The sequence below is a fragment of the Oerskovia enterophila genome (genome assembly GCF_044748475.1).
Classification (GTDB): domain Bacteria; phylum Actinomycetota; class Actinomycetes; order Actinomycetales; family Cellulomonadaceae; genus Oerskovia; species Oerskovia enterophila.
This window is the reverse complement of record NZ_JBIVFZ010000002.1, coordinates 292,180-316,360: the sequence shown is the minus strand read 5'-3', so window position 1 is coordinate 316,360 and position 24,181 is coordinate 292,180. Positions and strand designations below refer to the sequence as shown.

The following is a 24,181-nucleotide window of genomic DNA, read 5'->3' as shown; positions in this document are numbered from 1 at the left end:
TCGGGACGTGCCTTCGACGACGAACACCGACGCCTCCCGGACCCTCGACCCACCCGGCGGAGCGCGACCGTTGCGGGTCGTGATCGCGCCCGACTCCTTCAAGGGGTCGGCGACCGCGGACGCGGTCGCGCGGCACATCGCGGACGGGGTCCTGGCAGCCGCACCCGACGCCCTCCTCACGCTCCTGCCCATGGCCGACGGCGGGGAGGGCACGCTCGACGCGCTCCTCGCGGTCTGGGGCGTGCCGGCACGTGAGCTCGTCACGGTCGACGCGATCGGCCGGCCGCACACGGCCCGCTACGGGGTCTCGGCCGACGGCCGGGTCGGTGTGGTCGAGCTCGCCGCCGCGAGCGGCCTGCCCGACGTGAGCGACGTCGCCCTCCAGCCCCTGCACGCGCACACGCGCGGCACGGGCGCGGTCGCCGCCGCAGTCCTGGACGCGGGTGTCGAGGAGGTCCTCGTGTGCCTCGGCGGGTCGGCCTCGACAGACGGCGGGGCGGGTCTCCTCACGGGCCTCGGGGCGCGGCTGGTCGCGCACGAGCCGGCGACGGTCCCGTCCTCGACGGACGGGGAGCTCGCGGGCAGGGTCGTGCCCGACGGCGGCGAGGGGCTCGCGCGCGTCGTGGGCCTCGACCTCGGCGGGCTGCACCCGCGCGCCCGTGAGGTGCGCTGGCGCGTGGCGGTCGACGTGACGAACCCGCTCGTGGGCGAGCGCGGAGCGGCGGCGGTGTTCGGCCCGCAGAAGGGCGCGAGCGGGTCGGACGTCGCGTTCCTCGACGCGGCCCTCGTGCGCTGGGCCGACCTGCTCGAGCGCGAGACCGGGGTGCGCACGCACGAGCTCTCGGGGGCTGGGGCCGCGGGCGGGGTGCCCGCGGCCCTCGTCGCGGTCCTGGGTGCCGAGCTCGAGCACGGCGCAACGCTGGTCGCGCAGAGCATCGGGCTGCCCGCGGCCGTCGCGGACGCGGACCTGGTGCTCACGGGCGAGGGCTCGTTCGACTCGCAGTCGGTCAACGGCAAGGTCGCGGACGCGATCGGCACGCTCGCCGCGGCGGCCCCCGGGAGGCCTCCGGTGGTGGTGCTCGCGGGGCAGGTCCTGCTGCCCGCCCAGCGGACCCGGGCCGCAGGAATCGCGGCCGCGTTCTCGATCGCACCGGGGCCGATCGACCTCGACGAGCTCGTGGGGCGCACGGGGAGCAGGTTGGCCGAGCTCGCGGCGTCGGTCACGAGCCTGTACCTGGGGTCCGTGCGCCGCTGATCCCGGGACCCGCCGAGTGCATGATCCTGCAGCGACACACCCGGCGAGTCGCCGCAGGATCATGCACTCAGCGCTTCGGCCAGTGCCACAGCGGCTCGTCGAGCGGACCCTCGCGGCCCGCGACGGTCGTCTCCCCGAGCTCCTTGACGAGCTCGACGTGCGCGAGCCCGGGCAGTCCGCGCGCCCCAGCGTGACCGGTCCGGGGCGCGCGGCCTCCCGGTGCCGACAGCGCCGACGTCCCCGACGCGCGCGAGCCGTCCGCCGCCTCCTCCATGGCCCGCACGAGTGCCCCCGAGTGGGTCACCACCACGACCTGCGTGCGCTGCGCGGCCCCCGCGATCAACGACCCCAGCGCGGGCAGCAGGTCGGGGTGCAGGCTGGTCTCGGGCTCGTTGAGCACGAGCAGCTCAGGGGGGCGGGGCGTGAGCAGCGCGGCGACCCACAGCAGGTAGCGCAGCGTGCCGTCGGACAGCTCGGCACTGCCCAGGGGACGCAGCAGGCCGTGCTGGCGCAGCTCGAGCGAGAACCTGCCGTCGTCCGCCGCGCGGACCCGCACGGTCGACCCCGGGAACGCGTCCTCGACCGCGGAGTCCAGCTCGTCGGCCAGCCCCAGCTCGCGGATCGTCTCGAGCGCTGCGGCGAGGTCGGCGCCGTCGTGCGCCAGGACGGGGGTCCGGGTGCCGACGTGCGCGCCGCGGGCCGGAGCCAGGGCGTCGGTGCGGAACTGGTCGTAGAAGCGCCAGGACCGCAGGCGCTCGCGCACGAGCACGAGCTCGGGTGCGCCCACGGGGTCCACGACCTCCGAGAGCATGCTGTCGAACGACCGTAGGCGCCGACCCGACACCTGCCACGACCCGTCCTCGTCGCGCAGCCGGACCGACGGGCCGTGTCGGTCGGCGACCAGCGTCGCGGGTCGCAGCACGGGGCCCGACCACACGACCTCGGTCTTGATCTCCGGGTCCAGGCCGAACGACTCGCCACCGTCCTGCGGCAGCCCCAGGTCGATCGCGTACCCGTACGCGCCCGCGAGGGGTGGACCTGCGGGGGTGGCGCCGTCGGGCAGGAGGTCCGGGCCGCTCGCGAAGCCCAGGCGCAGCGCGACCGGTCCGTTGCGGACCGTGCCCTGCACGGGGTGCACGCCCGCGCGCACCGAGCGGCCGATCACCTCCGGCCCGGCCCACAGCGTCGAGGGCAGCCCGCCCTCGCGGGCCAGCGCCCCGACCGCGCCGCCCAGCGCGCACTCGGCGAGCAGGCGCAGCGAGCGGTACAGGCTCGACTTGCCCGCGCCGTTGGCACCCGTCACGACCGTGAGCCGGCCGAGCGGCAGGACGAGGTGCCGCAGCGAGCGGTAGCCCTCGATGGCGAGCGTCTCGATCATCCCGCCAGGCTAGGCGCGGCCACCCACGGCGCGCGTTCCGCCGAGTGCATGATTCGGCTGCGACACGCCCGGCGAGTCGCAGCCGAACCACGCACCCAGCGGCGAAGGGGTCAGTCCGTGATCGCGAACGCGTCGATCTCGACCAGCATCTCCTCGCGGGGCAGGCCCGTGAAGACCGTGGTGCGGGCGGGCAGCACGCCGCCCGGGCAGTTGGCCTCGACGAACGCGCCGTACGCGTCGTTCATGATCGGGAAGTCCTCGCGCTTGGTGAGGTACACGCGCAGCATCACGACGTCGTCGAACGTGGCGCCCGCGCCCTCGACGATGGCCTTGACGTTCTCCAGGGTCCGCGTGGTCTGCGCGGCGACGTCGCCGGGGAACAGGTACTCGCTCGTCGCGGGGTCGACCGGCCCCTGACCCGAGACCTGGACGAACGGGCCCTTGCGCACGCCCTGGTGGAACGTGTGGGCCGGTGCCGGTGCGTGCGGGGTGCTGATCGGGGACTTGGCGGTGCTCATCGTGCCTCTTTCTCTCGGGTTTCTCTCGGGATGTCGCGGGTGATGCTGGGTGGTCCGGGACGGGCAGCGTCAGAACTCGGTGCCGACGAGGTCGATCACCTGGTCGTCGTCGCCCACCACGGCCGCCACGCGCCACGTGGAGAACAGCGTGCACGGGTGCGAGATCCCGAACCCGACGACGTCGCCGGGCCGGATCTGCGTCGTGGCCGGGGCGCTGCCCGCGGGCGTGGGATCGACCGTGAGGTACAGGTGCTGGTCGTTGAGGCCCGTGACGCGGGCCCCCGCGAGGTCGTGCGCGGGGCGTAGGTCGCCGTTCTCGTCGAGCGTGCGCAGCCACAGGGCCGTGGGCAGGTCGATGTCGTACGACACGTCGCGTCGCCCCACACCGCACAGGACGAGCCCCGGCTCGGGGACCGAGAGCACCTGGCCCCACACGACCGCGGCCGCGTGCATGGGCTCGCCGCCCGGGATGCGGTCCCACGGGTCCATGCGGGCGCAGAACCCGTGGTCGTGCGTGAGGTAGGCGCCCGAGCGCACGACCACGCGGACGTCGCGGGTGGTCCCGCCCCCGTCGGCGCCGCCGCCACCGTCCACCCCGTCGCCCGCGACCGTGAGCGGCCCGGGCAGCTCGGCGAGCACGACGTCGAGGAACGAGCTGCCGCCCGCGGTCACGACCACGGGCTCGTCGTCGGGGACCAGGCCCTCGCGCACGAACGCCGCCGCGACGTCGCGCAGACCGCGGCAGTAGGCCGTGACCTTGGCCAGCTCCTCGGGCGTGGTGCCGCCCGCGGCCGACCCCTCGTACCCGGCGACCCCGGGCACGCGCAGTCCCGCGGCACGCACGGCCCGCGCGAGACCCAGCGCGTCGGCCGTGCTGCGCACGCCCGTCCGGCCGCCGGGGACGCCGACCTCGACGAGCACGCCGAGGCCTGCGACGACCTGGGGCGAGGCGCCCGCGAAGCCGCGCGAGAGCAGCCCGACGCCCTCGATCGAGTCGACGTAGACCCACACCTCGAACGGGGTGCCGCCCGGGGCGACCGAGGCCTCGAGCTCGCGGCGCAGCCACGCGATCTCGCGCGGATCCATGAGCTCGTTCGCGAGGAACACGCGCTCGACGCCCCACGTGCGCACCACGCGGAGCTGCGCCGGGTTCGCGACGGTCGCGCCCCAGGCCCCGGCGCGCGCCTGGCGGGCGTAGAGCCCGCGGGACATCGCGGTCTTGACGTGCGGTGCGTGCTCGACGCCGTGCTCGGCGCACAGCCGCGCCATGAGCGAGACGTTGTGGTCGAGGGCCGCGTCGTCGAGCGTCAGCAGCGGCCAGGAGAAGGCGTCGTCGGTGATGCGGGGGGAGTCCGCGAGGACTTCCGCGACGGTCCGCTCGGCGTCGAGCCGCAGGCCCTTGGTCGCGGGCCCGACGACGGCGCTCGGGTCCGCGGGGACGGTCTCGCGGGCGGACGGCTGGGTGGGGTGGGCAGCCTGGGTGGGGTCGGTCATGCGTTCCTCCCGGTGGGTTCGTAGCCGCAGCGCACGGAGCCCATCCCGGCGGAGACCGCGCGGGCGGCCTGCACGACGAGCGGGCCCAGCTCGCGCACCCGCGCGGGCGGCATGTGCGAGGCGAGGGCGGAGACGGAGAGCGCGCCGATCGCGGTCTCCGTGTGGTCGACGACGGCGGCCGCGACGCAGCGCACCTCGGCCTCGTTCTCGCGGTCGTCGATCGCGTAGCCGCGCTGTGCGACCGTGCGGAGCTCGGCGCGCAGGGCGTCGGGGTCCGTCAGGGTCCGCGCGGTCACGGCGGGCAGCGGGTGGTCGAGCACGGACTCCAGCAGGTCGACGTCGCTCGCGGCGAGGATCGCCTTGCCGACTCCCGTGCAGTACAGCGGCATGCGGCGTCCGATGCGCGAGGCCATGCGCACGACCGCGGTGTTCTCCTTCTTGTCGATGTAGACGACGTCGAGACCGTCGCGCACCACGAGGTGGCACGTGGCCCCCGAGGCCCGCATGAGGTCCGCGAGGTGGGGCTCGGCGACCGTGCGCAGGTCGAGCCCCTCGAGGTAGGCCTGGCCGAGCCGGAGCGTGCCGGCGCCCAGCACGAACCGTCCGCCCGGGGTGCGCCGGACCAGGTGGACCTCGACGAGCGGCGCCAGCAGGCGAGAGACCGTGCTCTTGTGCGTGCCCAGGACGTCCGCGAGCTCGACGAGGCTCAGGCCGCGGGCCGCGTCGTGACGCAGGGCGTCGAGGATCGTCAGGGCGCGGCGGAGCGACTGGGACGAGTTCCGGGCGGCGTCGGCGGCGGGTGCCGACGCGTCCGGGAGCGCCTGCCGCCCCGGGTGGGCGGCGCTCGCCGCCTCCCGCGCGGTCGCCGTCATGCGCGCCCCGCCAGGACGGTCGGGCGCAGCGCCCGCCCGGGGGTGGCACCGGTGGGCCGCCCGCCCGCGAGCACGGGCACGCCCGCGACGAGCACGTCGTCGATCCCGGTCGCGGGACGGCGCGGGTCCTCGTACGTCGCGACGTCCTGCACGGTCTCGGGGTCGAGCAGCACGACGTCGGCGCGTGCGCCCGGCCGCAGGACCCCGCGGTCGCCGAACCCGAAGCGCTCGGCGGCGGCGGTCGACAGGTGCCGTTCGGCGTCGTGCCACGTCCAGTCGCCGAGCGCGCGCACGTGCTCGGCGAGGAAGCGCGCGAACGCCCCCCAGCCGCGCGGGTGCGGGCGCCCGCCCTGATAGATCGCGTCCGATCCGCCCATCTGCGCCGGGTGGCGCAGCAGCGCCCGGACGGACCCGGGGGAGTTGGTGGGGGGCTGGGCGAACACGCAGCCCGCGCGCAGGTGGGTCGAGACCAGGATCTGCAGCGTCGTCTCGACGGGGTCGAGGCCCAGGCGGTCGGCGACGTCGAGCAGCGCCATGCCCTCGCTCCACTGCAGCTCGCCGGGCACGGCGGCCATGGTCACGCGCTCCCAGAGGTCCGCGAGGCCGGGGAAGTGCTCGGCGCGGAGGCGCGCGACGACGTCGGGGTCCTGGAGCATCGCGACCGTGGCGTCCGGGTCCGCGACGGGCAACCACGTGGGCAGCGAGACCATCGAGAGGATCGAGCAGCCGCGCAGGTACGGGTAGGAGTCGAACGTGACGTCGAGCCCGGCCGCGTGGGCGTCCTCGACGTAGCCGATGAGCTCGTCCGCGGGCCCGTGGTAGTGCGAGACGTGGGTCGCGACGCCCGACGCCCGCGCGACCCGGACGAGCTCGGCCATCGCGGACCCGGCCTTGTCCTCGTAGCCGCGCATGTGGCTCACGTGGGGAAGGTCGTGCTCGGCGAGGACGCGGGTCAGCGCGACCAGCTCGTCGTCGGTCGCGTTCGAGGCCGGCGCGTACTCGAGGCCCGTGGACATGCCGCACGCGCCGTCGTCGAGGGCCTCGCGCAGCAGGGCGACCATGCGGCCCGTCTCCTCGGGGCTCGCGGGTCGGGCCGCGCCGCCCAGGACGCCGTAGCGCAGCGTGCCGTGCGGGACGAGGTAGGCGACGTTGAGGGGCGTGGTGCCCTCGTACGTCGCGAGCAGGTCGGCGACCGAGCCGCCCCGGAACGTGGGGTGCTCGCCGTTGATCGCGCTGAAGTAGCCGGTCGCCCAGGTGTGCGCGTCGGGGGTCCCGTCCGCGACGGGCTGCCTCGCGGAGGGGGCGTAGGAGACGCCGTCCTGGCCCACGACGATGCTCGTGACGCCCTGGCGCAGCATCGCGAGCTGCACGTCCGGGTCCAGGACCGCGGCCTCGCCGTGCACGTGGGAGTCGACGAAGCCGGGGAACGCGATGCGGCCCGCGGCCTCGATCACGTGCGCCCCGGCGGGGACGGGTACCGTGCCCGCCGGCACGACGTGGTCGATCACGTCTCCTGCGACCAGCAGGTCGACAGGCCCCGACAACCCCTCCGGGGTGGTGAGCCGTGCGCCGCGGACGACGAGCGTCACGCCCGTCGTGCCGCCCCCTGCTGCCAGGACGCGGGCGTCCTGACGGTCCGTGGTGCTCATGCCTGCCCCTCCGAGCTCGCGTCGCGTCCCTCGATCCAGCCGCCCACGCCGGCATAGCCGCCCGCGGCCATCTCCTGGTCGAGGTGGCGCAGGAACCCGTGCACGCCGGGACGCTGCTGCCAGGGCTTCGGCCCGTCGAGCGGGCGGTACTCGACTCCCGCCGCGTCGAGGCGCGGCAGGTGGTCCTGCTCGAGCCGAGCGAGGAACTCGGCCGAGGCCGGACCGCCCGGGGTGCGCTCCGCCGTCGGGCTCCAGACGACCTCCGCGAACGCCGCGAGGCGGGGGAACGCCGCGTAGTCGACGCGGCGCGGCGAGTCGAGGTGCTCGGACCAGACCTCGGCCTGGGCGCCCAGCAGACGACCGGGCGCCGCGTCGAGGCCCGGGTGCTGCGCGAGGACCTCGGGCGGGAACGGGTCGAACGCGAGGACGTCCTCGACCGTGCGCAGGAACCCCACGGGGACGGGCTCGTCCTCGCCGTCACCCGCACGGTGGTCCAGGTAGACGACCTGCTCCGGGGCCATGACGACGTCGTTGCCCGCCTCGAGCGCGTCCGCCCCCACGGTGAAGCCGCGCCACGCGGTCACGACGACGTCGCGCGGGAGCTGCTCGCCGAAGCCCTCGTCCCACACGACCGCCCGACGCCCCTGGGCCGTGACGTGCTCGCTCAGGCGGGCCAGGAACCAGCCCGCGAGGTCGGCGACGTCCGCGAGGCCGCGCTGCTCGGCGAGGGCCACGATCGCCGGGTTCTCGCGCCACAGCGTCGTGGGGACCTCGTCGCCGCCGATCGCGATCCAGGGGGAGTCGAAGATGTCCAGGACCTCGTCCAGCACGTTCGTGAAGAACTCGAGCGCCTCGTCGGACGGGTCGAGCACCTCGGTGCTCACGCCCCACGTGGTGCGCACCGTGTGCGGGGTCTTGCGGGTCCCGAGGAACGGATAGGCCGCGACGGCCGCCTCGACGTGCCCCGGGGCGTCGATCTCCGGCACGACGACGACGCCCCGCTCGCGCGCGTGGGCGACGATCTCGCGCAGGTCGTCCTGGGTGTAGAAGCCGCCGTGCGGGCGGCCGTCGAAGACCCCCGTGCGCCACGTCCCGACGTTCGACTCGGTGCGCCAGCCGCCGACCTCGGTCAGGAGCGGGTAGCGGTGGACCTGCATGCGCCAGCCCTGGTCGTCCGTGAGGTGGAGCTGGACCACGTTGAGCTTGTGCGCCGCCGCGAGGTCGATGAACCGCAGCACCTCGCGCGTGGGCAGGAAGTGCCGCGCGACGTCGAGCAGCACGCCTCGCCAGCCGAAGCGCGGGTGGTCCTCGATGGAGAGGGCGGGCAGGTGGACGGTGCTCGCCGGGGTCCCGGGGGCCGCGGCGACCGGCGCCGTCCGGTAGGCCTGCGGGCCCGCGAGCTGGCGCAGGGTCTGGACGCCTGCGTGGGCACCGGCCGCGTCCGCGGCCGTGAGCAGCACGGCCTGCGGGGTGATCTCGAGGCGGTAGCCGCCCGCGGGGCGCGACGCGTCGAGGGCGAGGGTCACGCCCGGGCGGGCTGCGTCGTCGGGCGTGACGTTCGCCCGGTGCGCCCCTCCGGGAGCGCCGCCGGGTGCCGCAGAGGGGCTGTCAGCGGCGCCGTCACCGACGACGAACGGGAGGTCGACGCCGAACGCCGCCTCCGTGGTCCGACGCCACCAGCGCGCGGCCGCGGCGAGGGCCGGGTCCGTACGGACGGGCGTGCCGTCGGTCAGCGGGAAGGTGCCGGTGGCGGGCTGAAGGCTCACGGGCGCGGGCAGGAGCCCGGGCGAGAGGGTGGGGGCGCTCACCCGTCGAGCCTAACCACGGCGCGGCGCTCGTGGTGTGCCGCGCACACGGGTTGTTGTGCACTGCACGACGGCCGGGGCGGTGATCCGCGTGTCGGTGGCGCGCCCTAGGCTCGCGGGCATGCCCGCCCAGAAGCTGCGCCTCCTCGACTCGTTCTTCACGCTCGCGCACGAGCCCCACTCCGCGTTCCCGGACGACGACGAGTGGGTCGCGCTCGTGCGTGCGCCCGAGGGCCTGACGGTCCTGCGCGAGGCCTCGCCCTTCGGTGGCGGTGGTGACCGCTGGGCGGGGTTCTACGGCGACCCGCACGGGCTGGGCATGCCGGGCATGCTCGCGGCGATCGTCGGGCCGCTCGCCGACGCGAGCATCGCGGTGTTCGTCGCCTCGACGTTCCACGCGGACCTCGTGCTGGTCCCCGAGGACTCGGTCGAGGCCGCCGTGGACGTGCTGGTCGACGCGGGGCACACCGTGACGCGGGGGCGCTGACGGCGCGGAAGGGCGCTGACGGCGCTGCTCAAGGTTGCGCAAGTGAACGCAAGCGGCTTGCGCGCTGCGTATAGTCAGCAGCATGTCCAGACGACTTGCCGAGGTAGCCAAGAAGGTCGGCGTCAGCGAGGCCACGGTCAGCCGCGTGCTCAACGGCAAGCCAGGGGTCTCCCAGGCGACGCGCGACTCCGTCCTCACGGCCCTCGACGTGCTCGGGTACGAGCGCCCCACCAAGCTGCGCGGTGAACGAGGCCGACTCGTCGGCCTCGTCCTCCCCGAGCTCGCCAACCCCATCTTCCCCGCGTTCGCCGAGGTCATCGGCGGCGCACTGGCTCAGCAGGGGTTCACGCCCGTGCTCTGCACGCGCACCGCGGGCGGCATCACCGAGTCCGAGTACATCGACCTGCTGCTCGGCCAGCAGGTCTCGGGCGTGCTCTTCGCGGGCGGCTTCTACGCCCAGCGCGAGGCCGACCACGAGCCCTACCGGCGCCTGGCCGAGCGCAACCTGCCCGTGGTCCTCATGAACGCCTCGATCGAGTCGCTCGACTTCCCACGGGTCTCGTGCGACGACGTGGTCGCCATGAACCAGGCGCTCGGGCACGTCCTGTCCCTGGGGCACCGCCGGATCGGGTTCCTCCTCGGCCCCGCGGACCACATCCCGTCCGAGCGCAAGCTCGCGGCGGCGCACGCCCTGGCGGCGCGCCACGGCGTCACGATCGACCCTGCGCTCGTCCAGCACAGCCAGTACTCGCTCGAGAGCGGTCAGGCCGCCTCGGTGCGGCTCCTCGAGGCCGGTGCGACCGCGATCGTGTGCGCGAGCGACCCGCTCGCGCTCGGCGCGATCCGGGCGGTGCGCCGGACCGGGCGCGAGGTCCCGACCGACGTGTCGGTCGTCGGGTACGACGATTCGGCGCTCATGAACTCGACCGACCCCGCGCTCACGACCGTCCGCCAGCCCATCGAGCCCATGGGGCGTGCGGCCGTGGACCTGCTGGCGAGCATGATCGCGGGGGCCGACGTGTCCCGCGACGAGCTGTTGTTCGAGCCCGAGCTCGTGGTGCGCGCCTCGACCGCGCCGCTGAGCACGAGCGGAACCCGCTAGGCGAGCGGCACCCGCTGGTCGGGCGGCACCGGCTGGTCGAGCGGCACTGAGGGCGCCGCCCTGGGGTAACCCGGGGCGGCGCCCTTCGTCGTGCCCGGAGCCGCGAGCTGAGTGCGGAGTTCTTGCGCGACTTGCCGGGCGTGTCGCGCAAGAACTCCGCACTCAGCGACGCGCTGCCCGGGAGTCGTCCTACCCACCGCCAAAGGTCGCGTTTCGATAACGCTACTGTCGAGTTCTTGCGCGATTGCTGTCGAGTGATTACGTTGATGCCCAAGACGCCGGATCCACGGATCAGGAGTCCAGCGGCCCGCCCACCCGGGACGCCGCGCTCGACGCAGAGCACCCGTTCATCGCTGAACGGGACGGACGGAAGACGAGGACACGGTGCGCGAGGACGACTCGACCCGAACGACGGCCGACCCCACCTGGTGGCGGGACGCGGTCATCTACCAGGTGTACGTACGCAGCTTCGCGGACGGCGACGGCGACGGCACGGGCGACCTGGCCGGCGTGCGGCATCGTCTGCCATACCTGCGCGACCTGGGCGTCGACGCGATCTGGTTCACCCCCTGGTACCTGTCCCCGCTCGCCGACGGCGGCTACGACGTCGCGGACTACCGCGAGATCGACCCGCAGTTCGGCACCCTCAGCGAGGCCGAGCAGCTCATCGCCGAGGCCCGCGAGCTGGGCATCCGCACGATCGTCGACGTCGTGCCCAACCACGTCTCGGCCGCGCACCGCTGGTTCCAGGCCGCGCTCGACGCGGGCCCCGGCTCGCCCGAGCGCGAGCGCTTCTGGTTCCACCCCGGCAAGGGCCCGGGCGGCGACGAGATGCCCACGCACTGGGTCTCCGACTTCCAGGGCACCACCTGGACCCGCACCACGAACCCCGACGGCACGCCCGGCGAGTGGTACCTGCACCTGTTCACGCCCGAGCAGCCGGACCTCAACTGGAACCACCCCGACGTCCGGCGCGAGCACGAGGACATCCTGCGGTTCTGGTTCGACCGTGGCGCCGCGGGCATCCGCATCGACTCCGCAGCCCTGCTCGTCAAGGACGCGACGCTCCCCGAGGTCCCGGCCCACCCCGGCCCGGGCGAGCACCCCCACGTCGACCGCGACGAGATCCACGACATCTACCGCGGCTGGCGAACCGTCGCCGAGTCCTACGACGAGCCGCGCGTCCTGGTGGGCGAGGTCTGGCTCGCCGACCGCGCCCGGTTCGCGCAGTACCTGCGCCCCGACGAGATGCACACCGCGTTCAACTTCGACTTCATGGCCCGCCCCTGGGACGCCAAGTCGCTGCGCGAGTCCGTCCAGACGACGCTCGACGCGCACGCCCCCGTGGGCGCCCCCGCCACGTGGGTCCTGTCCAACCACGACGTGACCCGCCCCGTGACCCGCTACGGCCGCGAGGACAGCGCGTTCTCGTTCGGCGCCAAGCGCTTCGGGACGCCGACCGATCTGGCCGCGGGACGTCGTCGGGCACGGGCGGCCGCCCTGCTCTCCGCCGCGCTGCCCGGCTCGCTGTACGTCTACCAGGGCGACGAGCTCGGCCTGCCCGAGGTCGAGGACCTCCCGCTCGACGTCATCAACGACCCCATGCACTTCCGGTCCGGGGGAGTGGACCCCGGCCGCGACGGCTGCCGCGTCCCCCTGCCGTGGGCGCGCGGCGGGAGCAGCCACGGGTTCGGGCCCGACGGCGGCGCTCACCCCTGGCTGCCCCAGCCGGCCGGGTGGGGCGACCTGTCGGTCGAGGCGCAAGCCGACGACGACGCGTCGATGCTCAGCCTCTACCGCCGCGTCCTCGCGCTGCGCCACGACGACCCCGCGTTCCGCGGCGGCTTCGCCTGGGCCGACGACGTCTTCGTCGGCAGCGGCCCGGGCGACGTGACCGGCGACCTCCTCGCGTTCACGCGCGGCGACGTGCTGTGCGTCGTCAACCTGGGCCCCGCCGTCCCCCTGCCCGCAGGGTACGAGGTGCTCCTCGCGAGCGCCGACCTCGAGCACGGCGCCGCAGGCGTCGAGCTCCCCACCGACACGGCCGCGTGGCTCCGGCGCACCCCGCCGGGCCACGCGACCGGCACCACCCCGACCTGACCAGCCCACCCACCCGCACCCACCACCGCACCGTGCTGAGCAGCACCGCCCAGCGCACCCGCCCGCACAAGGAGCAGAGACAATGAAGTCCACACGCCGCGCGATCGCCCTCACCCTCGTGGGGGCCCTCACCGCCACCGCCCTCGCCGCCTGCTCGAGCTCCGGCTCGGGCGACGGCGACGGCGAGTCCGCCGACGGGAAGACCACCCTCAAGGTCGTCTCCCTCCTGCCCGGCTCCGAGCCCGAGGCGATCGACGCCTTCAACGAGCAGGTCAAGCAGTTCGAGGACGCCAACCCCGACATCGACGTCGTGCCCGAGGAGTACGAGTGGAAGGCGACCACGTTCGCCGCCCAGCTCGCCGGCGGCACGCTGCCCGACGTGTTCGAGATCCCGTTCACCGACGCCAAGACCCTCGTCGAGAACAAGCAGATCGCGGACCTCGACACCCAGTTCCGCACCCTGCCCTACGCCGACAAGTTCAACCCGGCGATCATCGAGGCCGGGACCGGCCCCGACGGCCACGTCTACGCGATCCCCGCCAAGAACGTCTACGGCGTCGGCCTCCACTACAACCGGGCCCTGTTCGAGTCCGCGGGCCTCGACCCCGACTCGCCGCCCACCACCTGGGACCAGGTCCGCGAGTACGCCAAGAAGATCGCCGACGCCAACCCCGGCGTCGCCGGCTACGCCCAGATGACCCAGAACAACACGGGCGGCTGGCAGCTCACCGTCAACACCTACTCGCGCGGCGGACGCGTCCAGGAGGTCGGCGACGACGGCAAGGCCACCGAGTCGCTCGACAACGACGGCACCAAGGAAGCGCTCGAGTTCCTGCAGGCCCTGCGCTGGGAGGACAACTCCATGGGCAGCAACTTCCTGCTCGACTGGGGCACCATGAACGAGGCCTTTGCCGCAGGCCAGGTCGGCATGTACACGTCGGGCTCCGACGTCTACACCTCGATGGTCCAGTCCAACGGGCTCGACCCCGCGACCTACGGGCTGACCGCGCTCCCGCTCGACGGCGACGACGCCGGCGTCCTCACGGGCGGCACCCTCGCCGCGATGCCCGCCAAGGCCACCGACGACAAGAAGGCCGCCGCCGTCAAGTGGATCGACTTCTTCTACCTCAACAAGCTCGTCGACCAGGACGCCGCCGTCAAGGACGCCCAGACGCTCGTCGCGAGCGACCAGCCCGTCGGCACCCCCGTGCTCCCCATGTTCAGCAAGGAGCAGTACCTGGAGAACCAGGAATGGATCAAGGACTACATCAACGTCCCGCTGAACCAGATGACCGGGTACACCGACACCATGTTCGACCTGCCCCTCGTCGGTGAGCCGTCGCAGAAGACGCAGGAGGTGTACGCGCTCATGGACCCCGTCGTCCAGGCCGTGCTGACCGACCAGAACGCCGACATCGACAAGCTGCTGGCGGACGCGAACAAGCAGGCACAGGCGCTGCTCGACCAGGGGTGACGCCGGCCCCGAGGTGAGGGCTGCCGCGCGACCTTCCATCCGCACTCGTGCCTCGCGCTCCCGCCAGGCCCGACCACGGTCGCGCGGCAGCCCTCACCTCGGGCCTTGCCCCTGTCTCGCCCGGGCTCACCCGGAGCTCGTGAGAGCGGGCGCCCGGCCCCGTCCCCCGTCTCACCTCCCGGTCCTCACCGCTGATCTCGCCGGGGCTCGCCCGGAGCTCGTGAGAGCGGGCGGCCCGGCCCCCCATCCTCCCGGTCGGTCGCGGGCGCCCCCTCCGACCGACCGGGAACCCTCTTCTCCTCTCCCTGACCCGAAGGACCCCTCGTGACCGCGACCAGTGCACCACCGCGCAGACGCCATGAAGCGCCCGCCGACAAGCCCGCCCGACGACGGTCGCCCGCGACCTGGGTGCGTGGCGGCGGGCTGAGCAACCTGATCTTCATGCTGCCCGTGATCGTGATCTTCGGGGTCTTCTCGTGGTTCCCCATCGTGCGCGCGCTCGTCATGAGCGTGCAGGAGACGAACCTCGTCGACACCCAGTTCGTGGGGCTCGACAACTTCCGGTACGTCCTGGCCGACCCGTTGCTGTGGACCGCGGTCAAGAACACGGCGTACTTCGCGTTCCTCGCGCTCCTGTTCGGCTACCCGATCCCGCTCGTGGCCGCCGTGCTGATGAGCGAGGTCCGGCGGTACAAGGGCCTGTACTCGGCCCTGGCCTACCTGCCGGTCGTGGTGCCGCCCGTCGTGGCCGTGCTGCTGTGGAAGTTCTTCTACGACGCCGGCCCCAACGGGGTGTTCAACACGATCCTCGGCTGGGTGGGCCTGGGCCCGTACCCGTGGCTCCAGGACGCGTCGACCGCCATGCCCTCGCTCGTCCTCGCTGCCACGTGGGCCGGCGCGGGCGGCACGATCATCATCTACCTCGCGGCCCTCACGAGCGTCCCGCCCGAGCTCTACGACGCGGCCGAGGTCGACGGCGCGGGCGTGTGGCGCAAGGTGTGGCACGTGACCATGCCCCAGCTGCGCGGGGTCCTGTTCATCACGTTGATCCTGCAGATCATCGGGACCGCGCAGGTGTTCCTCGAGCCGTACCTGTTCACGGGGGGCGGCCCCGCGAACTCGACCATCACGATCCTGCTGCTCATCTACAACTACGCGTTCGCGAACAGCCTGGGCGGCAACTACGGCGCAGCGACGGCCCTGTCGCTCATGCTCGCGCTCGCCCTCGCGGCCTTCTCCGCCCTGTACTTCCGCCTGACCCGGTCCTGGAGCACCTCATGACGACCTCGCGCACAGACCGTCCCGCCGCCTCGGGCGGTACGTCCCCCGCGGGGCGGGGGGCCACGCCCGGTGACCTGCCCGACGGCGCAGCCCGCCCCGGGACCTACCCCCCGCCCGAGGAGGTCTCGGCCCAGGCGGGCGGCTCGATGGCCGCGCTCGCCGAGAAGGCCCTGCTGACCCGACGCGAGGGCGACGCGGCACGCGAGCGCAAGAACCGCCGTCGGGCGCTGGATGCCGTGGCCGACCGTGGCGCCGTGTCGACCGCCGACTGGCGGCGCCCCTCGGTGCGGTTCGGGATGGGCGGGACGCACGTCCTGCTGCTCGTGCTGCTCGTCGTCGCGGGGCTCGGGCCCATGCTGCTGCTCGCCAAGTTCGCGGTCACTCCCACGCAGGACATCCTGCGCACGCCCATGGCGATCTTCCCGAACGGCATCGCGTGGGACAACCTCGACAAGGCGTGGAACGAGGTCCAGGTCAGCAAGTACTTCTTCAACACGATCTGGCTCGCGCTGGGCTCGTGGGCCGTGCAGATGGTCGTCGCGACGACGGCCGGGTACGCGCTGTCCGTCCTGCGCCCGCGCTACGGCAAGGCGATCCAGGCCGCGGTGCTGTCGACCATGTTCATCCCGGCCGTGGTGCTGCTCGTCCCGCTGTACCTGACGATCCTGAACCCGCCGCTGCTGGGCACCTCGCTCATCAACAGCTTCTGGGCCGTGTGGCTGCCCGCGGGCGCGAGCGCGTTCAACGTGCTGCTGGTGCAGCGGTTCTTCGACAACCTGCCGCGCGAGGTCTTCGAGGCCGCACGGGTCGACGGCGCGGGTCCCTACCGGTTGTTCTGGTCGATCGTGCTGCCCATGTCCAAGCCGATCCTTGGCGTGGTCTCGGTGTTCGCGATCATCGCGAGCTGGAAGGACTTCCTCTGGCCGCTCCTGGTCCTCAAGGACCCGCTGATCCAGCCGCTGTCGGTGCGCCTGCCCGCGATCGCGGCCACGACCGACAAGGGCGTGTTCCTCGCGGCGCTCGCGATCTCGACCATCATCCCGGTGCTGCTGTTCCTCGTGTTCCAGCGCACGTTCCTGCAGGGTGCGGGGCTTGGGGGAGCGGTCAAGGGGTAGCCGTGGGCGCCGGGTGCGGCACGGGGTGCCGACGGCGGCGCGCTCGCGCTGACCGCGCGGACACGCGCTCGTGAGATGCGGCGGACGGGGGTCGGGAGATGCTTCCCGACCCCCGTCCGCCGCATCTCGTGGGCTCGCGCAACGGCCCGTGCCACCGCTCCCGTGCCACGGGCCGGGCCCCGACCCGCGCTCGCGGCGGTTCTGACGAACTGTCCCGTCAATGTCACGTCGGGGTCGTCCGGCTCCGGCCGAGAACCCCCAGGAACGCCTGACATGATGGCAGGCATGCCCTCGTTCTCGCCTCAGACGACGGCCGCCGGACCCGGTGCACGGACCAGCACCGCTCCTGCCGCTGCCGCAGAAGTCCGCCCCTACGACGCCCTCCTCCTGTACTCGTTCGGAGGGCCCAACAAGCCCGAGGACGTCGTGCCGTTCCTGCGCAACGTCACTGTCGGCAAGGGGATCCCCGACTCGCGCCTCGAGGAGGTCGGCGAGCACTACTACGGGTTCGGCGGCAAGAGCCCCATCAACGAGCAGAACCTGGCCCTCAAGGCCGCGCTCGAGGAGGAGTTCGCCTCGCGCGGGATCGACCTGCCCGTGGTGTGGGGCAACCGCAACTGGGAGCCGTACACGCGCGACGCCGTCGAGCAGCTCGCCGGTGCGGGGGCCGAGCGCGTCGTGGCCCTCGTGACCTCGGCCTTCTCGTCCTACTCCGGGTGCCGTCAGTACCGCGAGGACCTCGCGCTCACGCTCGACGCGCGCGGTGAGCTCGGCCCCGACGGCTCGACCGGCATCCAGTTCGACAAGGTGCGCTCGTACTTCAACCACCCCGGGTTCGCGCAGGCCAACGTCGATGCCGTGCTCGAGGCCTACGAGGCGCTCGCGGCCAAGGGCGGCGACGTGACCGAGGCCCGTCTCGTGTTCGTCACGCACTCCATCCCGCTGACCATGGAGGCCGCGTCGCGCATCTCGCACGCGACCTACTCGCGCCAGCACCTCGACCTGGCCCGCGTCGTCGCCGAGGAAGTCTCGGCGCGTCTCGGCCACGAGGTCGAGTGGAACCTCACGTTCTGCTCGCGCTCGGGCCCGCCCGCGCAGCCGTGGCTCGAGCCGGACGTCAACGACCACCTCGAGTCGCTCGCGGCCGACGACGTCACGAACGTCGTGCTCTCGCCCATCGGCTTCGTGTCGGACCACATGGAGGTCGCGTACGACCTCGACACCGAGGCCATGGAGACCGCGTCGCGCCTGGGCATCACGGCGGTGCGCGCCGGGACCGTGGGGACCCGCGCCCCGTTCGTGGCGGGCCTGGTGGACCTGGTCCTCGAGCGTGCGGCCATCGCGCGCGACGAGAAGTTCGCCGAGGCCGTCGTGGGCGAGCTCGGCCCGTTCCGCTCGGTGTGCGCACCGGACTGCTGCCTGCGCCGCGACGGCGAGCCCAGCGGCATCCCGGCGCTGTGCAGCACCGACGTGCACCGCTGACCCCGACGACACGGCGGCCCCCGGTCGCCACGACCCGCCCTCGGGACGCCGACGTCCCCGAGGCCCCCGCACCGAGAGAGGCACGACGATGAACGACGCGCACCGCGTCCCCGTGGACCACGAGCAGATCAACGACGCGATCCGCTACACCATGTGGTCGGTCTTCGCGCTGGCCGAGTCCCTGCCGGCCGACCCCGCCGAGCGCACCGAGATGGTCGAGGCCGCGCTCGCCGCGGTGGGCGGCGGCGAGGACCCCGCGGCCGTCGACGGCGACCTCGTGGTCCGCGGCTGGTACGACGTGGGTGGCCTGCGCTCGGACGCCGACCTCATGGTCTGGTGGCACGGCCCCAGCATCGAGTCGGTCCAGGGTGCCTACCAGCGTCTGCGGGCCAGCGAGCTCGGCCGCCACCTCGAGCCCGTCTGGTCCAACGCGGCGCTGCACCGCCCGGCCGAGTTCAACCGGGGCCACGTCCCGGCGTTCCTCATGAACGAGGAGCCGGGGGCGTACCTGTGCGTGTACCCGTTCGTGCGGTCGTACGACTGGTACCTCCTGCCCGACGCCGAGCGCCGCACCATGCTGCGCGACCACGGCCTCGCGGCGCGCGACTACCCGGACGTGCGCGCCAACACGGTCGCCTCGTTCGCGCTGGGCGACTACGAGTGGCTCCTGGCCTTCGAGGCCGCCGAGCTGCACCGCATCGTCGACCTCATGCGCGAGCTGCGGGCCACCGAGGCGCGCCGCCACGTGCGCGAGGAGACGCCGTTCTTCACGGGGCCTCGGACCACGCTGATCGAGTGGGCGGGCCGGCAGCCGCTGTCCTGAGCCGCCGTCCCGACCGCTGAGTGCGGTGCAGCTGTCGCGGATCCGCGACAGCTGCTCCGCACTCGGCGTCTCTGCGGGCGCGCGGGGCGTCAGCCCGCCGGGACCTCGTCCTTGACGTAGGGGTAGATGCCCGCGAGGAACGCCTGGTCGCTTTCCTTGGTGAGGCGCTCGCCGGACCAGGTCTCGTGCACGCGCACGACCGTGCCGTCGTGGAGGGTGAGGTCTGCGCGGACCGGGCCGGCCTTGACGATCGTGGCCTCGCGGATGTCCTCGAAGGCGAGGTACCTGTTGGACGCGGCGACGTCCGCGACCTCACCGGACTGCAGCAGGGCGATGAGCCGGTTCTTGCCACCCTCCGTCTTCTTGGGGCACGGGCGCAGGACGAGCCCGGTGTCGAGGACGAGCACGTCGTGCTGTGCCCCGTCGACCTTGACGTTCGCCAGGCCGCCGAGGATCTCGGCGCCGTGGGCCGTGGCCGTCGTGCTGACCTGGACGGCTCGCGCGGTGTCGATCCCGAGCGCCGAGAGCCGCGTGACGGCATCGTCGACCGTCGCCGGGTCGAGGGCCAGGCGGCCGATCTCCTCGAGCGGGAGCGGTTCGCCGTCCGGTCCGACGAGCCGGGCAGGTCCGGACCAGGACAGGCGCCAGGTCCCGACGCCGCTGCGGACGGCGGCGGTCCCGAGCAGGGTCTCGATCGAGGGCATGAACGCCTCGGCGGCGTCGGGCTCCGCAACCTCGGGGACGAACTCCCGGACGAGCGCGACCAGGCGCCCGGTGCGCACGAGCTCGAGCACCGTCGTGAGGTCGGCCGACGCCTGGCCCGCGACCCGCGCCGCGCCGCGGTACACGAGGTCGGCGTGCCGCTGCTCGGTCTGAGGCATGGAGCGCTCGGTGAGCGTCTGCCAGTCGACGGCGGTCCGGGTGCCGATGTCGAGCGCCCGTCCGGCCACCTGCGCGCTGCGCTCCTCGAAGCCGGGCACGAGCGCGCTGGCCGGCCGGTCGTCGACCGTGACCGTGCCCTCGGGCATCTTCTCCATGGCCGCGATGCGCAGACCGATCGCCGGGTGGGTGTCCCAGCGCGAGTGCTCCTCGTCGGGGGTCTCCTCGCGCATCGACGCGAGCTCGGCGTCCCGTGCCTCGAGGATGCGGGCGAAGCCGCCGAACACGTCCGCAGACGTGGGCGCGTACCCGTTCTCCCAGCCGAGGCCGATGTACTGGCGCTCGTAGAACGTCCAGGCGGTGTCGACGAGCGGCACCTCGCGAAGCGCCGACTGTGCGGTCGAGCGTCCGGCGACACGCACCGAGATCTGGTCGGCCTCGAGCTCCTGCCGGCGGCTCACGGCGGCCGAGACCAGGACGTAGAGCTTGGCGTACTGCTTGAGGAACCAACCCACGAGGTTGCCCGAGAGCTGCTGGACGGTCGCCATGATCGCCGAGCGCCCGCGGTAGGTGATGGCGCCGAGGCGGGTGTGCTGCTGGGAGTAGTGGCCCAGCTCGTGCCCGAGGATCGAACGCATCTGCGCGACGTTCATGGCCTGGAGCAGCGGGATGCCGATGTACAGGTGGCGCTTGCCGCCGACCAGACCGAGGAGGCGGGTCTCCTCCGAGACGGCCGCGTTGACGTCGGCGACCAGGCGGATCTCGTCGGGCACGCGGGTCTGTGCGGCGTCGGCGAGCTCGCGGACCGTCGACCACAGCTCGGGGGCGTCCGAGGGGGAGAGGACGACGCCCGGCTCGGGCGACGGCTTGGCGCGGGCGACCTTCCACAGGGCGACCACGAGGCCGACCGCGACGGCCACGGTGAGGAAACCGAGCTTGGCAGCCCCGGGCCCGGCGTGCTCCGAGAACGCCCACACGGTGGCGGCCCCGAGCCCGACGACCATCGCGAGCGCGAGGACGTAGAAGCCGACGAGCATGAGGACCGAGAGCGCTGCTCGCAGGGTGGTGGACATGGCGTTCTCCGACGACGGGGACCGCTCCGATGCGATCCGCTGGCGCCGGAGCCTAGCGCCTCGGAGGCGCGCGGCACCAGCGGATCCAGGGGCGGCCGGTCGCTCGTGGTCGGCAGCCGGTGGTCTCGCGCGCGCAGGGCCGCCCCTCCAAGATGCTCAGCATGCTGAGCGTTGGCATCCTGGAGGTATGAGCACCGACCGACACACCACCACGTCCCAGCCGGTCGCGGTCCCCACGACCGCCGACCGGGTCCGCCAGGTCACCGTCCTCGTCGGGGCCGTGATCGCGATCGTGGGGGCCGCGTTCGGCTCCGGCGCGTTCGGTGGGCAGGCCGTGCAGAACGCCTCGGGAGGGGCCCTCGCGGCCGATGCCACCCCGGTCGCCCCCGACGGCCCGGCGTTCTCGATCTGGTCGCTGATCTACCTGGGGCTCGCGGTCTTCGCGGTCTACCAGGCGCTCCCACGCCACGCCGCCGACGCCCGGCTGCGCGCCGTGTCCTGGTGGGTCCTGGCCTCGATGCTGCTCAACGCGGCCTGGATCGGTGTGGTCCAGACGGGCGTCCTGCCCCTGAGCGTCGTGGTGATCGGGGTCCTCGTCGCGGTGCTCGCCGTGATCCTCGTGCGGCTGGTCCGGACCCCGCCCACGAGCGGAGCCCAAGCACTCGTCCTCGACGGCACGGTCGGCCTCTACCTGGGCTGGGCCAGCGTGGCCACGCTCGCGAACGTCGCCGCCGCCCTCACCGACGCGGGCGTGGGGGACCTGGTCCTCGGGGCGACCGTCTGGGGTGTGCTCGTCGTCGCCGCCGGCGCGGTCCTGGCCGTCGCCTACGCGCTCTTCGCGGCGCGGCGGCCCGTGGTCGCGATCGGCATCGGGCTGGCGATGTCCTGGGGACTGGGGTGGATCGCCTACGGCCGGGCGAACGGCCCGCTGGTCGACACCACGGTCGCGGTCGCGGCCGGCCTCGCGGCGGGCGTCGCGCTCCTGGCCCCGGTCGTGACCACGCTGCGCGCACGGCGCGGCTGACGCGCCGCCGTCGGGCCTGGCACCTCCCACGGCCCGGCACCCGCCCCGCCCCCGACGCGCGAGGGGCGGCCCTCGCCGTGCGAGGACCGCCCCTGCCGAGCGTCGAGCAAGGACCCTACGGGTAGAGCCCGCGGATCTGGTGCGCCTCGGCGGTCCGCTGGATGCCGATGACGAGCGCGGCGTCGCGCAGGCTCAGCTCCTCGCGGCGGGCCAACGACGAGACCCCCTGGTAGGCCACGTGCATGCGGTGCTCGAGCTTCTCGCCGATCTCCTGCTCGGTCCACCAGTACGCCTGGTTCGCCTGGACCCACTCGAAGTAGGACACGACGACGCCGCCGGCGTTCGCGAGGATGTCCGGCACCACGGTCACGCCGTTCTTGGCGAGGATCCGGTCGCCCGCGGCCGTGGTCGGGCCGTTCGCGCCCTCGACGACCCAGCGAGCCTTGACGGTGTGCGCGGTCACGTCGTCGAGCACTCCCTCGACCGCGGCCGGGATGAGCACGTCGACCGGCAGCGCGAGCAGCGCGTGGTTGTCGATCGGCTCGGCGTCCTCGAAGCCGACCACGGTCCCGGTCTCGGCGACGTGCCGGAACAGCGCGGCGACGTCCAGTCCGTCCTCGTCGTGGATGCCGCCGTACTGGTCGCTCACCGCGACGACCCGGGCGCCGTGGCCCGCGAGGATCGCGGCGGCGTGCGAGCCGACCTTGCCGAAGCCCTGGACCGCGACCGACGCGTCGGACAGCTCGAGCCCCGCCTCGGCGAGCGCGGCCCTGGTCGTGTGGACCACGCCCTGCGACGTGGCCGTGGTGCGCCCGAGCGAACCGCCCACGGGGATGGGCTTGCCCGTCACGACGCCCGGGATCGTGTAGCCCCGGTTGACCGAGTAGGTGTCCATGACCCACGCCATGGTCTGCTCGTTGGTGCCCATGTCCGGTGCCATGATGTCCCGCTCGGGGCCGATCACGGGCATGATCTCGCTCGTGTAGCGACGGGTCACGCGCTCGAGCTCGGCCTGCGAGTACTCGCGCGGGTCGATCGACACGCCGCCCTTGGCCCCGCCGTACGGCAGGTCGACGACGGCGCACTTCCAGGTCATCCACATCGCGAGCGCGCGCACCTCGTCGATGTCGACGCTGGGGTGGTAGCGCAGACCGCCCTTGCCGGGGCCGCGCGAGACGTTGTGCTGGACGCGGTAGCCGCGGAACAGCACGATGTCCCCGCTGTCGCGTCGGAGCGGGACCGAGACGTTGACCTCGCGGCGCGGGGTCGCGAGCATCTCGTGCAGGCCCGGGTCGTAGCCGAGGATCTCCACCGCGTTCGCGAGCTGGCTGTGGGCCGTCGCGAGGGCCGAGGCCTTCTCAGGGGTGGGTGCTGGCTGGGTGGCACCGCTCGTGGGCGGCGTTGACGTCGTCGTCACTCTTCCTCCGGGTGATGAGGGATTCCTCGCGGTCCCGTGGTGAGGGACCGTGTCCGACCAACGTACCGCCAGGTCGGGGCGTGATTCACGTCCGCGCCCGTCCCGGCGGTCGCGTCCTCACCCGAGCGCGTCGATGCTCGCGAGCTCGTCAGGGGTCAGGGAGAAGCCCGTGACGTCGAAGTTCGCCTCGATCCGGGCCGGGGTCACCGACTTGGGGATCACGACGAACCCGTGGTCGAGGTGCCAGCGCACGACGACCTGCGCGGTGCTCACGCCGTGCGCCCGGGCGACGGCCTGCAGGGCGGGGGAGTCGAGGTTCGTGCGCTTGAACGGGCTGTACCCCTCGAGGACCACGCCGCGCTTGGCGTGCTGCTCGACGACCTGCGCGTCGTAGTCGTCAGGGCCCCACGGGATCTGGTTGACCGCGGGCGTCTCACCGGTCTGCTCGGACAGGATGTCGAGCTGGTCCACCGAGTAGTTGGACACCCCGACTGATCGCACGAGGCCCACGTTCCGTGCCGCGAGCAGCTCGGCCCACACCCAGGGCGAGGCGTCGCCCGACGGCGGCCAGTGGACGAGCCACAGGTCCAGGTAGTCCGTGCCGAGCAGGCGCAGGGACTGCGCGAGGGTCTCGTGCTCGCGCCCGACGTCGGCGGGGCGCAGCTTGGTCGTGAGGAACACGTCCTCGCGCGGGACGCCCGACGCGGCGAGGGCACGGCCGACCTGCTCCTCGTTGCCGTACATGGTCGCGGTGTCGATGTGCCGGTACCCGACGTCGAGCGCGTGGCGGACCGCGCGGTAGCAGTCGTCGCCCTCGGACTGCCAGGTGCCGAGGCCGAGCAGGGGGATGTCGCCGCCGGGCAGGGCGGCGGTGGGGATCGAGGTCATGGGTCCCAGTCTTGGCACGGCCGGCGCGGGTGCGCGACCGGGAGGCTGGTCGTGACGAGCCGTGC

Annotated in this window: 19 protein-coding genes; 10 read left to right on the top strand and 9 right to left on the bottom strand. The window is 73.5% G+C overall.

From position 1 onward, the window contains the following. Positions 1-7: 7 nt before the first annotated feature. On the top strand, positions 8-1,255 hold the full coding sequence (locus ACIPWA_RS06005; protein ID WP_400288782.1) for a glycerate kinase: 1,248 nt from the start codon (positions 8-10) through the stop codon (positions 1,253-1,255). Positions 1,256-1,322: 67 nt separating this feature from the next. Here the strand turns inward: ACIPWA_RS06005 and ACIPWA_RS06000 are convergent, their stop codons facing one another. From ACIPWA_RS06000 to ACIPWA_RS05975, 6 genes are all read right to left on the bottom strand, one after another. Beyond that, on the bottom strand, positions 1,323-2,633 hold the full coding sequence (locus tag ACIPWA_RS06000) for an AAA family ATPase (RefSeq protein WP_400288780.1): 1,311 nt from the start codon (positions 2,631-2,633) through the stop codon (positions 1,323-1,325). Positions 2,634-2,743: 110 nt separating this feature from the next. Then, the gene (locus tag ACIPWA_RS05995; RefSeq protein ID WP_068624466.1) at positions 2,744-3,151 is read right to left on the bottom strand and encodes a RidA family protein; all 408 of its coding nucleotides are present in this window, start codon (positions 3,149-3,151) and stop codon (positions 2,744-2,746) included. Positions 3,152-3,220: 69 nt separating this feature from the next. Then, positions 3,221-4,645, bottom strand: coding sequence for a type III PLP-dependent enzyme domain-containing protein (locus ACIPWA_RS05990; protein WP_400288776.1), 1,425 nt, complete (start codon positions 4,643-4,645; stop codon positions 3,221-3,223). Next, a complete protein-coding gene (locus ACIPWA_RS05985; protein ID WP_400288774.1) occupies positions 4,642-5,517 on the bottom strand; it encodes an IclR family transcriptional regulator in 876 nt (291 codons plus the stop codon). Before ACIPWA_RS05985 ends, ACIPWA_RS05990 begins: the two co-directional genes overlap by 4 nt. Continuing rightward, complete coding sequence (locus tag ACIPWA_RS05980) at positions 5,514-7,166, bottom strand: N-acyl-D-amino-acid deacylase family protein (protein ID WP_400288772.1); 1,653 nt, start codon at positions 7,164-7,166, stop codon at positions 5,514-5,516. Before ACIPWA_RS05980 ends, ACIPWA_RS05985 begins: the two co-directional genes overlap by 4 nt. Further along, positions 7,163-8,974 carry a beta-N-acetylhexosaminidase gene (locus ACIPWA_RS05975; RefSeq protein ID WP_400288771.1) on the bottom strand — a complete coding sequence of 604 codons (1,812 nt, stop codon included), beginning with the start codon at positions 8,972-8,974 and terminating at the stop codon, positions 7,163-7,165. Before ACIPWA_RS05975 ends, ACIPWA_RS05980 begins: the two co-directional genes overlap by 4 nt. Positions 8,975-9,092: 118 nt before the next feature. Here ACIPWA_RS05975 and ACIPWA_RS05970 point away from each other — a divergent pair, with 118 nt between their 5' ends. The 8 genes from ACIPWA_RS05970 (at position 9,093) to hemQ (ending at position 18,835) form a co-directional block, all read left to right on the top strand. After that, complete coding sequence (locus ACIPWA_RS05970) at positions 9,093-9,458, top strand: ACT domain-containing protein (protein ID WP_400288770.1); 366 nt, start codon at positions 9,093-9,095, stop codon at positions 9,456-9,458. A gap of 82 nt (positions 9,459-9,540) precedes the next feature. Further along, complete coding sequence (locus ACIPWA_RS05965; RefSeq protein ID WP_400288769.1) at positions 9,541-10,560, top strand: LacI family DNA-binding transcriptional regulator; 1,020 nt, start codon at positions 9,541-9,543, stop codon at positions 10,558-10,560. A gap of 384 nt (positions 10,561-10,944) precedes the next feature. Continuing rightward, positions 10,945-12,660, top strand: a complete 1,716-nt coding sequence (locus ACIPWA_RS05960; protein ID WP_400288767.1) for a glycoside hydrolase family 13 protein — start codon at positions 10,945-10,947, stop codon at positions 12,658-12,660. An 82-nt stretch (positions 12,661-12,742) separates the two neighbouring features. Continuing rightward, complete coding sequence (locus ACIPWA_RS05955) at positions 12,743-14,134, top strand: ABC transporter substrate-binding protein (protein WP_068624472.1); 1,392 nt, start codon at positions 12,743-12,745, stop codon at positions 14,132-14,134. Between the two features lie 408 nt (positions 14,135-14,542). Further along, entirely contained in the window at positions 14,543-15,415 is an 873-nt protein-coding gene (locus ACIPWA_RS05950; protein ID WP_068624474.1) for a carbohydrate ABC transporter permease, read from the top strand. A gap of 146 nt (positions 15,416-15,561) precedes the next feature. Beyond that, positions 15,562-16,530, top strand: a complete 969-nt coding sequence (locus ACIPWA_RS05945; protein ID WP_400289645.1) for a carbohydrate ABC transporter permease — start codon at positions 15,562-15,564, stop codon at positions 16,528-16,530. A gap of 285 nt (positions 16,531-16,815) precedes the next feature. Continuing rightward, entirely contained in the window at positions 16,816-18,012 is a 1,197-nt protein-coding gene (locus tag ACIPWA_RS05940) for a ferrochelatase (RefSeq protein ID WP_400288765.1), read from the top strand. Positions 18,013-18,100: 88 nt separating this feature from the next. After that, on the top strand, positions 18,101-18,835 hold the full coding sequence (hemQ, locus tag ACIPWA_RS05935) for a hydrogen peroxide-dependent heme synthase (RefSeq protein WP_068624476.1): 735 nt from the start codon (positions 18,101-18,103) through the stop codon (positions 18,833-18,835). An 89-nt stretch (positions 18,836-18,924) separates the two neighbouring features. On the opposite strand, the gene ACIPWA_RS05930 is transcribed toward hemQ, so the two are convergent. Beyond that, positions 18,925-20,787, bottom strand: a complete 1,863-nt coding sequence (locus ACIPWA_RS05930) for a M48 family metalloprotease (RefSeq protein ID WP_400288762.1) — start codon at positions 20,785-20,787, stop codon at positions 18,925-18,927. 187 nt (positions 20,788-20,974) lie between these two features. On the opposite strand from ACIPWA_RS05930, the gene ACIPWA_RS05925 reads away from it, so the two are divergent. Next, the gene (locus ACIPWA_RS05925) at positions 20,975-21,811 is read left to right on the top strand and encodes a tryptophan-rich sensory protein (RefSeq protein ID WP_056645883.1); all 837 of its coding nucleotides are present in this window, start codon (positions 20,975-20,977) and stop codon (positions 21,809-21,811) included. A 115-nt stretch (positions 21,812-21,926) separates the two neighbouring features. Here the strand turns inward: ACIPWA_RS05925 and ACIPWA_RS05920 are convergent, their stop codons facing one another. Next, entirely contained in the window at positions 21,927-23,228 is a 1,302-nt protein-coding gene (locus tag ACIPWA_RS05920; RefSeq protein ID WP_056645886.1) for a Glu/Leu/Phe/Val family dehydrogenase, read from the bottom strand. Positions 23,229-23,345: 117 nt separating this feature from the next. Beyond that, a complete protein-coding gene (locus ACIPWA_RS05915; RefSeq protein WP_400288761.1) occupies positions 23,346-24,116 on the bottom strand; it encodes an aldo/keto reductase in 771 nt (256 codons plus the stop codon). Positions 24,117-24,181: the final 65 nt, after the last annotated feature.

Excerpts from the sequence above, each read along its gene's own strand:
- ACIPWA_RS05970 (WP_400288770.1), top strand. The coding sequence starts at position 9,093 with ATGCCCGCCCAGAAGCTGCGCCTCCTCGACTCGTTCTTCACGCTCGCG.
- ACIPWA_RS06000 (WP_400288780.1), bottom strand. The coding sequence starts at position 2,633 with ATGATCGAGACGCTCGCCATCGAGGGCTACCGCTCGCTGCGGCACCTC.
- ACIPWA_RS05965 (WP_400288769.1), top strand. The coding sequence starts at position 9,541 with ATGTCCAGACGACTTGCCGAGGTAGCCAAGAAGGTCGGCGTCAGCGAG.
- ACIPWA_RS05990 (WP_400288776.1), bottom strand. The coding sequence starts at position 4,645 with ATGACCGACCCCACCCAGGCTGCCCACCCCACCCAGCCGTCCGCCCGC.
- ACIPWA_RS05995 (WP_068624466.1), bottom strand. The coding sequence starts at position 3,151 with ATGAGCACCGCCAAGTCCCCGATCAGCACCCCGCACGCACCGGCACCG.
- ACIPWA_RS05955 (WP_068624472.1), top strand. The coding sequence starts at position 12,743 with ATGAAGTCCACACGCCGCGCGATCGCCCTCACCCTCGTGGGGGCCCTC.
- ACIPWA_RS05930 (WP_400288762.1), bottom strand. The coding sequence starts at position 20,787 with ATGTCCACCACCCTGCGAGCAGCGCTCTCGGTCCTCATGCTCGTCGGC.
- ACIPWA_RS05945 (WP_400289645.1), top strand. The coding sequence starts at position 15,562 with ATGGCCGCGCTCGCCGAGAAGGCCCTGCTGACCCGACGCGAGGGCGAC.
- hemQ (WP_068624476.1), top strand. The coding sequence starts at position 18,101 with ATGAACGACGCGCACCGCGTCCCCGTGGACCACGAGCAGATCAACGAC.
- ACIPWA_RS05980 (WP_400288772.1), bottom strand. The coding sequence starts at position 7,166 with ATGAGCACCACGGACCGTCAGGACGCCCGCGTCCTGGCAGCAGGGGGC.
- ACIPWA_RS05915 (WP_400288761.1), bottom strand. The coding sequence starts at position 24,116 with ATGACCTCGATCCCCACCGCCGCCCTGCCCGGCGGCGACATCCCCCTG.
- ACIPWA_RS05985 (WP_400288774.1), bottom strand. The coding sequence starts at position 5,517 with ATGACGGCGACCGCGCGGGAGGCGGCGAGCGCCGCCCACCCGGGGCGG.
- ACIPWA_RS05925 (WP_056645883.1), top strand. The coding sequence starts at position 20,975 with ATGAGCACCGACCGACACACCACCACGTCCCAGCCGGTCGCGGTCCCC.
- ACIPWA_RS05940 (WP_400288765.1), top strand. The coding sequence starts at position 16,816 with ATGCCCTCGTTCTCGCCTCAGACGACGGCCGCCGGACCCGGTGCACGG.